The sequence below is a fragment of the Mucilaginibacter sp. 3215 genome, assembly GCF_050433785.1.
Lineage (GTDB): Bacteria > Bacteroidota > Bacteroidia > Sphingobacteriales > Sphingobacteriaceae > Mucilaginibacter.
Window position 1 is genome coordinate 100,039 of record NZ_JBNPWO010000006.1, and the last position, 12,932, is coordinate 112,970.

A 12,932-nucleotide genomic window follows, 5' to 3' on the forward strand; every position below is an offset into this window, starting at 1 on the left:
ATGGCAGGTAGCACACATATCATCCATAAGCTGATACTTGATATTGAAGTATCACACCGAAGCACTGCCCAAAAGGTGCAGGACGAGGCCGTGCGGTACTTTGAACAGGTGCTGCTCAAAAAACTGGAGCAATTGCTGGATGATATGGATCTGCCTGGTCATGTTTTGATAGATAAGATTGATATTGATCTGGGTTCGGGTAAAATGGAAGATGTTTTTGAGCAACTGCAATTTAGGTTATCGAAGGCGCTTGAGCCAGCTTTAAACCCCGGTTTGCTGCCCGACGGAGATGAGCCGGATAATGTCATTGATTATTCACTACTTACCGATGAACAGCAGGCTTTTAATGTATTTGTTTATTTCCTTAACACGGGCAAGCTTCCATGGTATGCTGTTGCTGCAACAGAGTGGCTACAGCAGGAAGATGTTTGGTTAAATAAATTATCGGGGCAGTTGATCAATGATAACGTTTATCAATCAAAACTTATCAATCTTTTTAAGAGCTCACCTCTTGCGGCAGCCAGGTTATTCAGCCAGTTTGGTATGGCTTTTATTAAAAAGCTGGCAATGGTTTTACTTCAGGCCGAGACTTATGGATTTCAAAAAAAGGTCGACGCTGTTGTTGAAGAAATCAGGCGTTTGATAACTGGTGAATCAGCAACAAACATACACGCTAACATTAAAGAGGTTTTACCGGCGGAATTTAATAGCGACTCCGGGCGGCAGATCATTGAAAAGCTCTTGCTGATGATTTGCCTGCGGACAGGCCATAGTGAATTTGCTGGTGATAGTGCAATCCTGAAAAAGCTAACCGCTTTAATAACCGGAGAGTTAAAAGCTTCTGTTTCAATTTCTGCGATGAGCCTCATTCAAATAGCCGAAACAGTTATCCAATCAACAGAAAATAAATCGCTACAGCAAAGTAATAAGCCCATAATCACACCCGATAACACTCCGGAAACAAGCTTGAAAAAAGAAGAAGAAATTGCCGGAACTTATGTAGCCCAGGCCGGTTTGGTGATCCTGCACCCGTTTTTGGAGTATTTCTTTAAAGATTTTGGTTTGCTGCAGAATAACGATTTTGTTGATCTGCCCGCAAGGCAACTGGCCGTTCACCTGCTGCACTATTTAGGTACCGGTAATGTGAATGCCTTTGAATATGACCTTTATTTTGAGAAATTTTTATGCCGGTGGCCACTTGACGAGCCATTGGAACGTGAAGTTGAAATACCCCAACGCATGCTTGATGAAGGCGACAATATGCTCCGAACCGTGATAAAATACTGGAAAGCATTAAAAAATACATCGCCCGGCGGCTTGCGCGAGGCATTCTTAATTCGCAACGGGAAACTGATTGAAGCAGAACAGCCTGCCCGCCTTATTGTAGAGCGGATGGACCTGGATATCTTGCTTTCATCATTGCCATGGGGCATTGGCGTAGTTAAACTGCCCTGGATGAATGAACCTTTTTACGTGGAATGGCAATGAAGACACCGCAAAAGGCAGCACCTGCAAACACCAAACAAAACCAGCCCGCAAACAAGCAGGGGGCAGGGAAAGATCCTTTTTTCTCTGCCGCTCATGATGTTGAACAGGTGCAGGAAGCGCCCTTTTTTGAAGGGAATAAGGTTCAGCGTAAAATGACGGTGAATGAACCTGGCGATCATTTTGAACGGCAGGCCGACCAGGTGGCTGATAAAGTTGTTCAGCATATTAATCAGCCTAAAACTGCAGCTAACACTGCAACTGCTTCTACTACTGCAACTGCTCCTGCCACTGCCACTGCAACTAACTCCGCTGTGCAAAAGAAAGAAGATAAGAAGGAAGATAAACAGGAAAAAGAGCAGAACGGAGCTGATAAAGAATTACAGCGCCGCCCTGTTTTTGAAAGCGATGGCGACCCGAACGAGGGCAATACGCTAAAACGCAGCAGCCAGGCGGCCGCGCCGGATGTATCACCGCAAACCCAGCAAAAAATTGAAGGCAGCAAAGGCGGCGGCGAACCATTGCCTGCCAATACCCGCGAGGAAATGGAAGGAGCAATGGGCAGGGATTTGAGTGGGGTACGCATCCATAACAACAGTGAAGCCGCCGGTTTAAGTAACGACTTACAAGCACAGGCGTTTACCCACGGCAATGATATTTATTTCGGGGCGGGTAAATATGATCTGCAAAGCCAGGCCGGGCAGCACCTGCTGGCGCATGAAGTGGCACATACGGTACAACAGGGGAGTGGAGTAAAAAAGAAAATACAGCGTAAACCAACTAAGGGCGATGTATCGGGTAATGCAGGTCAGGTTGCTACCGCCGAAAATCCGATTGATACAACAGCATCAAAGGAATCGCTTTTTGTACCTAAAATAAACATACCAGGCTTAAAACTTGGCCTTATGCCTGGCTCAACAACTAATTATTCTTTCAAAAAAACTGAGAGGTCGGGCAAACACCTTGCCGATTGGAACGACGCTGCAACCAAAGGAGCTGGTTTTGAAACCGTTTTCAATAATAAAAAAACGGCCGAGATCCCCAAAGAGGCTAACGCCTCCAATTTTTTCATGACGCTTGAGTCGGAAAAAAAACTTACTAACCTGAAGCACCTTTTTACCGGCTCCATTACCCAGCTCAAGACTACTTTTGCACGCCCGTTTTGGAACGATAAAGGTCATGAAATAAATAATGGCTATGATGTTGATCACAAAGTTGAGTTACAATTAGGTGGAAAAGATGGCATCTCCAATCTTTGGATGCTTGAGGCCGCAGCAAACAGGTCGTCTGGTTCAAATATCAATACAGAGATCACCTCAAAAGTTGAAGCAGCATTGAATGCCATTACCACCATGCCCGACGGACAAACCAAGCCGGGTGCAGCCGAGGTAATGAGTAAATATACCATTACTGCCGGAACGCTTGACGGGAGCTTGCCTATTAGCGGCGGTAAAGAGGCCTGGGAGTTAAGTGAAATTGAGGCTGGCGACCATCTTAAAAAATTGGTATTTCTCTCAGATACAGATAAAGCGAGAGCAAAACTTATAGATAGCACTAATCTTTCCCTGATCACGAGCGAAAGATATGGAGCAACACAAAATATTAAATGGGCTCCTGAAGCGGGTAAAACAACCGAGAAAGATGTTAATGTTCAGGTAGGGCATATAAAGCGAAACGGTGCTAATCTGAAAATAAGAAAGATTTCTTATGAAGATAAAGACAACACCACGATACTCAGTGCGGGTTCAAAAGGATCTGCTACTATTGAAGTATTCATGGATAACGCGTTTGTGGCGGGGATATCCACAACACAACCAATAGAACCGGTGCCCGGTATATACGGCGGTAGGTTAAGTGGTGTAGCTGTAAAACAGGCTTTAAGTGCAGGGCTAAAGGCAAAGGGATTAAGCCCCATAACAATAACGGAGTTAGATATCGGTGAGTCTGGTTTGATAGGATTCGGCAAGATCAATACCGATGTTCCGATTATCGGAGGTTCCGCTATCGACATTATTTTTAATGAAGATGGTATCAAAATAAGTAAGGTATTTAATTCGGGAGAGATCAAGGTACCACCGCCTTTTAAAATCACCAATACTTCGCTTGAAGTATACGCAGCTACCTCAGGAATCGGCATAAAGGGAGAAGCTAATTTTGAAATAAAGAAGCTGGGTAAAGGTAAAGTTGGCGCTATGGCCAACACGTCGGGAGAGTTTGCGCTTGAGGGGTCTTTTGATTTTGACTCAAAAACCTTCAATCCGGCACAAATAAAAGCCTCCTATCGTAATGGAGAATTTAGCGCTTCGGGAGATATTGGCATTCCTGCCGGTAAAATAAAAGGTCTTAAATCGGCGCATATCAATATAAATTATGCCAACAACATATTTAATGCTTCCGGAACAGCCGAGCCTGATATCAAAGGCGTAAAAAGCGCCGAGATCCACGTTACTTATGGAAACGAAACATTGGTTATCGGCGGCAGCTTCGTTCTTGACGAAAATATGCCGGGCATCCAAAGCGGCAGCGGGAATGTTGAAGTTACCCGGGGGCCGGATGAAATTTACCATGTAAAAGCCAATGGTAAGGCGATACCTAAAATACCGAAGATCAATACCGAGCTGTCAATCTCTTATGACGATGGCGCGCTGACCATTGAAGGCAAGGCATCTTACGTTGCTGACCGGGTATCAGGCGAAGTCACTGTTGGCGCAACCAATCGAGCTATTGCCGCTGATGGTACACCATCGGGCCCGGCAGGAGATAAGTTTACCGCCTATGGCTCGGGTAAGTTAACGCTTAAAGTTACCGATTGGCTGCAGGCATCAGCAAGTGTGAGGGTAACCCCAGCCGGCGAAATTGAAGTTGTTGGCCGTTTGGACCTGCCTTCGGCGGTTGATGTTTTTCCTAAAAAGAGCATCAATAAAGAGCTGTTCAAAGTACCAACCATCCAGATTCCAATATTCGCCATCCCGCTTGGCCCTAAGAGCATAGGTATCGTAGCCACTATTGATGGCGGCCTTGATTTTGACGCCGCAGTAGGCCCCGGCCAACTCAAAGACGTTTTTGGACAGATAGAATTTAATCCTTCACATCCCGAAAATACCCGGATCAGTGGTGGGGCAAAATTTGTGATCCCTGCACATGCCGGTTTAAAATTAAAAGCCGCGCTTGGTATTGGTTTGAGCATCGGGCCTGCCAGCGTTACCGGTGGTATTCAGATAGTGGGTGGATTAGGGTTGGAAGGTGAGGCAAGTGCCGCTGCCGACCTGGCCTGGTCGCCCACAACCGGGTTTGAGTTTAACGCTTTGGGTGAGATTGAGGTACACCCTAAGTTTACGTTTGATGTAAACGCGTTTATTAAAGCCGAACTTGATCTTTTGGTTACAGATATTTCAAAAGAGTGGACTAAAAACCTGGCGTCATTTAGTTATGGCCCGGATCTGCAGGTTAAAGTTTCGCTGCCAATCCACTATAAGGATGGCGAACCGTTTGATGTGAAAACCGATGATATTAAAGTTACCTATCCTGAAATCAGCATTTCTGATATAGCAGGTGGTATAGCAGATAAAGTAAAAGAAGAAATGTTATGAGCAACCGAAGCCAACTAACCGAACTGATAAACCTCGGTGCTATACAGCAGCTTAACGGCAATTTTGAAGCTGCCGAGGCTTATTATGCCAAAGCTGCCGATTTAAATGAACCCAATGTTACCCTGCTCAATAACCGGGGAATGTTGTTTTACCAGCAAAATAAATTTGCCGAAGCGAAGCCGCTGTTTGAACGTGCTTTAGAAATTGACAGCCAAAATGCTTCGGCATGGCTCAATTTGGCTAATACCGAAGTTTTGCTGGGCCAGTATGATAAGGCTCTAAACGCTTTCAGGCAAACTATTACGCTTAAGGCCGATCAGTTTGAAGCCTGGGAAGGCTTGGCAAAACTGTATATGTTATCGGCAGATATGGAAAGCGCTGAAACATGCTGGCTTAAAGCGGTTGAGCTTAACCCCACAAGTTTAAATTTACTGATGGGACTGGCACAGGTCTATCTTTCAACCGGCAGGTATGATGAGGCTTTTGAAATGGCCGACTATGTTTTATCAGAGAATCCGCAAAACAGCAGGGCATTGCAAACTGCGGGTCTGTCCCAATTAATGATAAAAAACTATGCGTCGGCTACAGGGTACCTGATTAGGTATTTGATGCTGTTTCCTGGCGATATTGCGGTACGTAACCACCTGGCCGTTGCTTATTTGCAAAGCGGTCAGTTAAATGAAGGGGCGGCAGAATACGAGCGGATCCTGGAATATGACCCTGAAAACGAGGAGATAAGGCTAAATACAGGAGTGCTTTGCCTTGGGCTTAACCGTTTTGACGCCGCGTTTGCACACCTGGAACTATTGCTTGAACAACATCCCGAAAACAAAAAAGGAAAACTATACCTGGGCATAGCGTTAGCTAATTTAAATCAGAGAGATAAGGCAAAGATGATTTTTGAAGACCTGCTGCATGACCCCGGCGAATGGGCCGCTCATGCCAAAAAGCAATTGGATCTGTTAAACAATTTAAACTAAACCTCCTATGAAATACATCCAAAATACACGCCAGCCGCTTAGTCAGAAACAGGCGGATAAAGCCGAGAAACCGTTTTTTAATGGCAGCCGCGAAAAAAGCAAGCAGGATAGTGATGCCTTTTTCCAGGCGAGGAAGATTGACGGCAACCAGGACAGTGCCCTTGAACAGGAGGCCGATGCGGTAGCACATAAGGTGACTATGGCACAGCAGGCAACTGCTAATTCATCGCAGCGAATGGGGCAAATGAGCGTTCAAAAAAAGGGGGCGGATGAGGAAAAGGATGCGAAATCGACTCAGAAAAAAGAACAAAAGGACGAGAAGGAGGAAGGCAAGCCGCAGAAAAAAGACGAAAAGAAAGAAGAAGAGAAACCAACTCAGAAGAAAGAGGAGGATAAAAAAGATAAAGAGCCCCAAAAGAAAGAAGAAGATAAAAAGGATAAAGAAGGGGTTCAGAAAAAAGAGGAAGAGAAAAAGGACAAAGAACCGCAAAAGAAGGAAGAAGACAAAAAAGACAAGGAGCCGCAAAAAAAAGGCGAAGAAGATAAAAAGGACGAAGGCAAGCCTCAGAAAAAAGAAAAAGGCGAAGAAAAAGACGATAAGGCTGCTGCACAAAAAAAGGAAGAAAAAGGCGGCGGTGTAGAAAAAACCGAAGGCAGGCCCGAACCCCCGGAAGCAAAGTTCGACAGGTTGCTGAACGAAAGTAAAGGTGGAGGCAGTCCCTTACCTGCCAAAGTACGTACGCAATTGGAGCATCAGATGAACGCCAATTTTGAACAGGTGAAAATCCACACCGGGCAGCAGGCTGTTGAGCTTTGCAACCTTTCAAAAGCGCAGGCGTTTACGCATGGTAACGATATTTATTTTAACGCAGCCAAGTTTGACCCCGAAAGCACGGCAGGTATGAACCTGCTGGCGCACGAGTTAACCCATGTTGTACAGCAAAACGGTCCGCGTAAATAAAATGGATACTAATATTAAGCAATTAAAAGCGCTGATGCAGTATACAGCCGGTTGTGTTGAAGCCAGGTTGCAAACTGTATTTGGTAACGACGCAACTTATTTGCCTCCGCTGCTGCCCCAGTTAGAGCGAAATGGTAGTGTGCTCGAAAAATTAATTGATGATCATGGCTTGAACAGCAATGAGGTTATTATACTAATGATGGCCCTGGTACCTCATTTACAGGTTGAGTTTTTTGATGAAATTATTCAGCCTTACATGCGTGAATCGGGTGATTTTCAGCAGATTGGTGGAGTTAGGAGCCGTAACGGACGCAGCTTTTTGCCAACCGGTCAAACAGCAGTTTTTGTTTTGGCAGGCGATGATCTGGAAAAGCGGCTGGAGATAGCCGATCTGTTTCATCATCATAGCAATCTGGCCAAACAGCATATTTTATACCTGGAGGATGTGCCCGAAGGTGAGCCTGCTTTATCCGGCAGATTATTGTTACAGCCCGAATACGTTGAACTTTTGATCAGCGGCACCGAATCTATTCCCAAACTAAGTATGAACTTTCCGGCACAACACCTGGAAACTACCTATAACTGGGATGACCTTGTACTCAACGATACCACCCGCAGGCAAATTGCCGAGCTGGAAAACTGGGTGAACTACCAGCAGGTATTAATGACCGACTGGGGCATGGAACGGAAACTGAAACCAGGCTATCGGGCATTATTTCACGGCCCGCCGGGAACGGGCAAAACGCTCACTGCATCTCTGCTCGGTAAGTATACAGGCAAGCCCGTTTTCAGGATCGATCTGTCAATGATCGTATCCAAGTTTATAGGCGAAACAGAAAAGAATCTCTCCAAGCTATTTGAAAAGGCCGATAATAAAAACTGGATCCTGTTTTTTGACGAAGCCGATGCGCTTTTTGGCAAACGGACTAACGTTAAAGATGCACACGATAAATATGCCAACCAGGAAGCATCGTACCTGCTGCAGCGTGTGGAGCAGCATAATGGCCTGGTAATACTGGCAACTAATTTTAAAAATAACATTGATGAGGCCTTTATGCGCCGGTTTCAGTCGGTTATTAACTTCCCGCTGCCTAATGCCGATGAACGCTATACTATCTGGCAAAAATCATTTCCGCCTAAAGCCAACCTCAACGGGCACATTAACCTTGAGCAGATCTCGCGTAAATATGAGCTCAGTGGTTCCGGGATCTTGAATGTAGTACAATTTGCCTGCCTGCAAATGCTGGCCCGCAAGGAAAGCCGCATAACCTCTGAACTAATATTGGAAGGTATTGAAAGAGAGTATACTAAAGAGAACCGGGTTTGGTAGGAACCTCCGGGATATAAATCCGAAATTTCCCGTCCATCTATAATCTGTACAATCGAATCCATGATCTGTACATTGACTGGTTGAGCAGGCTTCGGGATTTTTATGCCGGTCCGGATCCTGATTATCTCGGCAATAAAGAAAATTTAGCTTTCTGCTTATTGATGCCGTTTGCATAAAATTGAATAAATTTAGCAAATCATCGCCTATCACTATTCCGTGACTTTCACAGGAGATGACTTCGTTATGGTTTTGTCGGTAATTATCTCTGGGGCAATAAAATACTAAGTATATGTTTAAATATATAGCGACATGTTTTATTGCTTTAATTTTTGCCCCAAGCGTTTCCGGGCAAAAAAAGATGGACATTGCTACCATTAAACTAAAGCTTGATAACCAAAAAAACAAAGCCGACACCAATACTATTAAGCTGCAAATACAATTAGGTAGCTATTATCTCAACAAGCAAGGCGACCACAAAGAGGTGTTGGATAGCGGCATCACCGCTTTCAATAAAGCCATACAAATGAGTGTTGCCATCCATTCGGCAAAGTGGCTTAACGAAGCTATGATGCTTAAAGGGGCGGCGTATCTCAAGCAGGACAACCTGAAGCAGGGTAAAGCTGTTTTTATGGAAGTAGTTGGTTATTACCATAAAACAGGTGATCAGTACCAGGAAGGTAAAACCCTGGCCCGCTTAGGCGATAATATATCTATAGACGATACAGTTGCCATTCCTGATAAAATAAATAGTTATGAGCAGGCCCGGGCCTTATTTCAGCAAACGGGCCATAAACTGGATGAGGCTGATATGAACAAAAACATAGCCGACATCCATCTTAGCCAAAAGAAACTTGATCTGGCCGAAACCGAACTGCGCCAGGTGCTGGCCCAATACAAAGCAATAGGTTACAAAAAACTTCATTATACCTATCATTCCCTTGCCGAGATAAGCAAACAAAAGGTTGATCTGCATAACGAGCTTTTATATCGCCACGAGGTAATAAAAAGTATGAACGCCACGGCTGATACGGCTTTGGCCGATTTTTATTACGCCAAACTTGCATTGGTATACGCCGATCTGAATAAATATGACCAAAGCCTCATCTATATTCTTAAATCGGCAGAGATACTAAAGCATAGAAAACAATACGAAGATTTTTATGGGTACCTGAGCCTCATTATTTATGATTTCATAACAGCTAAAAGACCTAAAGAAGCACTGGCATACTTGAAACAGGCGGTAAAAGATGTACCGCCGAAGATCCTGGCGCAAAAGGTTGATATGTATGAGGCATTTGGCAATATCTACGTTGCACTGAAAGATTACCCGGAAGCCGAGCGATACTATCTGAAAATGATGGACGTATATAAGGTTACTAACTTTAGTAAAGACTTTTATACCACCAACGAGCAAATGGTTACTGATTTTGTTCATTACAACGAAACCATGGCCGGCTTTTACCTGCTTACCCAACAGTATAAAAAGGCGGGCATTTATACAAAACAGATCTTATCGCTGCCGTCAAATACCATAAGGCCTATCACACTCACCAAGATTCATAACATGCAGTTTCGGATTGATTCGACATCCGGCAACTATGTAGCTGCTATAAAACATTTCGAGATCCATAAACGCCTTGATGACTCGTTGTTTAATGCCATTAAAAACAAGCAGATAGAGGAGCTCGATATCAGATATAAGACTAATGAAAACAAGCAGTCGATAAGGTTTTTACAGGAACAGAGCAAGAATCAGAAAGCCGAACTGCAAAAGGTAAACATGCAGCGTAACATTACTTTTGGCGGTGTGGCCATGCTCATCATTATAGCAGGTTTGGCATTTAACGGTTACCGGCACAAGCAAAGGAGTAATCAGCAATTACAGTTAAAACAAACGGAAATTAACAATCAGAACCTATCGTTACAAATCCTGCTTAACGAAAAGGATGGTCTGTTAGATGAAAAGGACTGGCTGTTAAAGGAAGTGCATCACCGGGTAAAAAACAACCTGCAAATTGTAATGAGCCTGCTTAATACGCAATCGGCATTTTTGAAGAACAACGCGGCGCTTGCCGCAATCCGGGAAAGTCAAAACCGGGTACAGGCTATAGCGCTTATTCATCAAAAGCTGTACAGTAATTCGGATGTGGCTTATATCGATATGTCGGTTTATATTAATGAGCTGATCAATTACCTGGCCGATTGTTATGATCCTGGCGATAGGGGAATTCGTTTTGAGCAAATGATAGAGCCTGTTAAGCTTGATGTTGCACAGGCCGTACCTGTAGGCCTGATACTAAACGAGGCCATTACAAACGCCATAAAATATGCCTTTCCCGTGCAGCGGGGCGAAATTAAAGTAGCCTTACAACTGGTCGAGGAAACCATTATACTCACCATAGCTGATAATGGAATAGGCTTGCCTGTTAATTTTGACATCCAAAAAGCAAGCTCATTGGGGATGGAAATGATGAAAGCATTAAGTAAACAACTGGGCGGTTGTTTTAAAATAGAAAATTACGGCGGTGCTATAATTACCGTCGAATTCAGGGCCGAGAAGATGTTAAGTAATATTGAACGAAAAACTTTTGCAGCTAATTAAAATATGAACAAAAAGATATTAATAGTTGAGGATGAGTCGCTGGTGGCGTATGATCTGAAATTAATATTAACCCGTGCCGGTTATAAAGTTTGCGGCATTGCCGATTCTGTACCCGAAGCGTTGGAGATCATTGATGAGCAAAAACCGGAAATGGTATTGCTTGATATATTTTTAAAGGGCAGCCTGAACGGTATCGACCTTGCCAAAGTGCTCACGTCAAAAAATATAGCATTTGTATACCTGTCGGCTAATTTTCAGGAAAGTATCCTGGAACGGGCAAAGGCTACGCAGCCTTACGGTTTTTTGGTAAAACCATTTCGTGAAAAGGAGTTGCTGATAACCCTGGATGTTGCTTTTTACCGGCATCAAAACAGTATCGAATCAAAATTACGCCAGGAGCAGGCCCTGGAGCAAGTATTTAAAAATATTGTTGCTGAGCCCATAAATTGGAAACAAAAGTTATTGAAAATAGCAATGAGTATCCAGCCGCATGTACCGTTTGATTATTTAACTGTTACCATGAAAAATGGTGCGGGTTTTCCTGACAACGCCATTTCATTTTTGCGTACAGGGTTTGATGAATACCAGGTTATAGGCCCAGATGAATTGGTAAACATCACAAAAACAAATAAAAAACAGCTTAACCAGATGCAGGAGGACAGTCCGCGGATAACCAAGGCTGATTTTTATAATGCTGCTAATTTTGTTAAGATTTGGCCGCAGTTTCCCGTTAAAAAGCTTATTGCCCAGGTTTTTAATATGCAATCGTTTTTAGGATTGCCTTTGCTTTCGTCAGGAGGAGATGTTATTCATTTTTCGTTTTACAGCCGCAAAACCGACTGTTATACCCATGATCATTTGATCTTGTTAGATCGGCTGTACAGATCATTACTGACCACGGTGGAGGAGATCATCCCATTTGATGTGCCTGAACCCTCACTAACGAGGGTTGATAAATTAGGCCAAAATCAATTAAGTGAGAAAAGCAAGGCTGCAGGTTTTAAAGATATTATCGGTAAAAGCCATCAGATGCTCACCGTACTCGACCACATTGGCATAGTAGCTCCGCTTGATACATCGGTATTGGTTTTAGGCGAAAGCGGTACAGGTAAAGAGCAGATAGCTAAGAGTATCCACTATTTGTCGCCCCGTAAAAACAAGCCTTTGGTAGTGGTAAACTGTGCCTCCATGCCGGCTACCCTGATTGAGTCCGAACTGTTCGGGCACGAAAAAGGTTCTTTCACCGGGGCTGTGGAAAAACGTACCGGCAAATTTGAACTGGCCGATGGCGGTACTATTTTTCTGGATGAGATAGGAGAAATGCCGGCCGAACTACAGGTTAAGCTATTACGTGTTTTACAGGAGCAGGAGATTGAACGCATTGGCGGCAGAGGCCCGGTGAAGATCAACGTACGCATAGTTGCGGCTACTAACCGCAACCTTGAAAAAGAAGTTGAAGAAGGCCGCTTCCGGCTCGATTTATATTACAGGCTGTTTGTGTTCCCGATCATCATTCCACCTTTAAGGGAACGTAAAGATGATATCCCGGTATTGGCTAATCATTTCCTGGCACGTTACGCGCAAAAGATCGGTAAAGCGGTAACGGGGATATCAGCAAACGTAATGGCCCAACTGCTTGAATACCACTGGCCGGGCAACGTGCGCGAGCTGGAGCATTTTATTGAACGCAGTATCCTGTTAACGGATGGCCCGGTAATAAAAGACGTTTACCTGCCCAAGCTGCAGGGAAAAAAGGAAAGCCCTGTTTATGCCGAAATGCCGACCGACAGATTAAAAACCATTGATGAACACGCCCGCGACCATATTTTAGACGTGCTAAAACGTTGCAATGGCAAAATAAGCGGCAAGGACGGGGCCGCATCTAAATTAGGTTTGCCGCCATCAACCCTGCATTCAAAAATGCAAAAGCTGGGGATTAAGAAGTGGGAGTAAATGTTTGAAGTTAAACAGTCTTTATTTCTAA

Annotated in this window: 7 protein-coding genes; all 7 read left to right on the forward strand. The window is 44.1% G+C overall.

Annotated elements, in window-relative coordinates:
* The 7 genes from ABIC84_RS12945 (at position 1) to ABIC84_RS12975 (ending at position 12,901) form a co-directional block, all read left to right on the forward strand.
* Entirely contained in the window at positions 1–1,488 is a 1,488-nt protein-coding gene (locus tag ABIC84_RS12945; RefSeq protein ID WP_429263795.1) for a contractile injection system tape measure protein, read from the forward strand.
* Positions 1,485–5,075 (forward strand): DUF4157 domain-containing protein, encoded by a 3,591-nt coding sequence (locus tag ABIC84_RS12950; protein ID WP_429263796.1) that lies wholly within the window; start codon positions 1,485–1,487, stop codon positions 5,073–5,075. Before ABIC84_RS12945 ends, ABIC84_RS12950 begins: the two co-directional genes overlap by 4 nt.
* Positions 5,072–6,055 carry a tetratricopeptide repeat protein gene (locus ABIC84_RS12955; RefSeq protein ID WP_112652153.1) on the forward strand — a complete coding sequence of 328 codons (984 nt, stop codon included), beginning with the start codon at positions 5,072–5,074 and terminating at the stop codon, positions 6,053–6,055. The genes ABIC84_RS12950 and ABIC84_RS12955 overlap by 4 nt, the downstream gene beginning before the upstream one ends.
* Positions 6,056–6,062: 7 nt before the next feature.
* On the forward strand, positions 6,063–7,016 hold the full coding sequence (locus tag ABIC84_RS12960) for a DUF4157 domain-containing protein (protein WP_188833197.1): 954 nt from the start codon (positions 6,063–6,065) through the stop codon (positions 7,014–7,016).
* 1 nt (position 7,017) lies between these two features.
* Positions 7,018–8,346, forward strand: a complete 1,329-nt coding sequence (locus tag ABIC84_RS12965; protein WP_112652171.1) for an ATP-binding protein — start codon at positions 7,018–7,020, stop codon at positions 8,344–8,346.
* Positions 8,347–8,635: 289 nt separating this feature from the next.
* A complete protein-coding gene (locus ABIC84_RS12970; protein ID WP_429263797.1) occupies positions 8,636–10,948 on the forward strand; it encodes a tetratricopeptide repeat-containing sensor histidine kinase in 2,313 nt (770 codons plus the stop codon).
* A gap of 3 nt (positions 10,949–10,951) precedes the next feature.
* On the forward strand, positions 10,952–12,901 hold the full coding sequence (locus tag ABIC84_RS12975) for a sigma 54-interacting transcriptional regulator (protein WP_176623602.1): 1,950 nt from the start codon (positions 10,952–10,954) through the stop codon (positions 12,899–12,901).
* Positions 12,902–12,932: the final 31 nt, after the last annotated feature.

Excerpts from the sequence above, each read along its gene's own strand:
- ABIC84_RS12945 (WP_429263795.1), top strand. The coding sequence starts at position 1 with ATGGCAGGTAGCACACATATCATCCATAAGCTGATACTTGATATTGAA.
- ABIC84_RS12950 (WP_429263796.1), top strand. The coding sequence starts at position 1,485 with ATGAAGACACCGCAAAAGGCAGCACCTGCAAACACCAAACAAAACCAG.
- ABIC84_RS12955 (WP_112652153.1), top strand. The coding sequence starts at position 5,072 with ATGAGCAACCGAAGCCAACTAACCGAACTGATAAACCTCGGTGCTATA.
- ABIC84_RS12960 (WP_188833197.1), top strand. The coding sequence starts at position 6,063 with ATGAAATACATCCAAAATACACGCCAGCCGCTTAGTCAGAAACAGGCG.
- ABIC84_RS12965 (WP_112652171.1), top strand. The coding sequence starts at position 7,018 with ATGGATACTAATATTAAGCAATTAAAAGCGCTGATGCAGTATACAGCC.
- ABIC84_RS12970 (WP_429263797.1), top strand. The coding sequence starts at position 8,636 with ATGTTTAAATATATAGCGACATGTTTTATTGCTTTAATTTTTGCCCCA.
- ABIC84_RS12975 (WP_176623602.1), top strand. The coding sequence starts at position 10,952 with ATGAACAAAAAGATATTAATAGTTGAGGATGAGTCGCTGGTGGCGTAT.